1 protein-coding gene is annotated in these 930 nt (G+C 44.2%); it reads right to left on the minus strand.

The genetic code is table 11. From position 1 onward, the window contains the following. Positions 1–930, minus strand: a 930-nt coding sequence (gene tilS / locus ACWHAR_RS24335; protein ID WP_452088088.1) for a tRNA lysidine(34) synthetase TilS, incomplete at both ends; no start/stop codon positions are given.

Genomic DNA, 930 nt, shown 5'->3' on the forward strand with positions numbered 1-930 from the left:
ACCTTTTTTTCACTTGTGATAAAAACAGCATTCCCATGTTCTTCAGGCGAGTCCGCATAATGCCTTGCCTCTATCAGATATCCATTAGGGAGCACTGCCGTTTCATCAGCAGCTCCGCTAATTTGGTATTCAAAGGGAACATTTTTGCACTGCCATTGTTCAAATGTAAACAAACATGTCTGATATGATTTGACCACCTTCAGCCCTTTCGGAAAGTCCAGTACTCCTGAAGGACCGCCATTTTCCGCCCAATCGAGAAACTGCTGAATGTGATGGGCTGAAAAGGATGATGGAACGTTTTCATAAAGATAGTTTAATATTAGTTGAACTCCTCTTCTTTGTAAAGGCATCGGGAGGGCAAGCAATTGAGAGGAATTGATTTCAACTGATGTATTAGACTGGCTTGTGATTACTTTATTCATTTCATCTTTCGTTAATGACTGTAAGAATTGCTCATCTTCCGTCAGTGCTTCACTCACTTTCTGAAACCTTTTATGCACATCCGGAGATTCCTGCTTCAAAAACGGGAGCACTGTTTTTCTGAATCTGTTTCTTGTGTAGTCATCTTTGGCGTTGCTTTCATCCGTCCGGTAGCTCAAGCCGTTTTCACGGCAATAGTGAAGGATCTCTTCCTTTGTAATGGTTAAGAACGGCCTGATGATCCGCCCCGTGCCAAAACGTCTAACCGGCTGCATTCCCGCAAGTCCCGTTCCAAGCGTACCCTTAGCCAGTTTCATAAGCATTGTTTCAACCTGATCATCACCATGATGCGCAAGAGCTAGATAGTCCGCTTGGTGCTTCGACATGATTTCCTCAAAAAACTGGTAGCGGCAATCGCGTGCTGCAGCCTGCTTATTGAGTCCTTTTTCCTGTGCATATGCGGTTACATTGATTTGAGCCGTTTCGCACACGAGCTGTTCAGCTTTACAA

This window comes from Bacillus sp. LR--39, assembly GCF_053613335.1.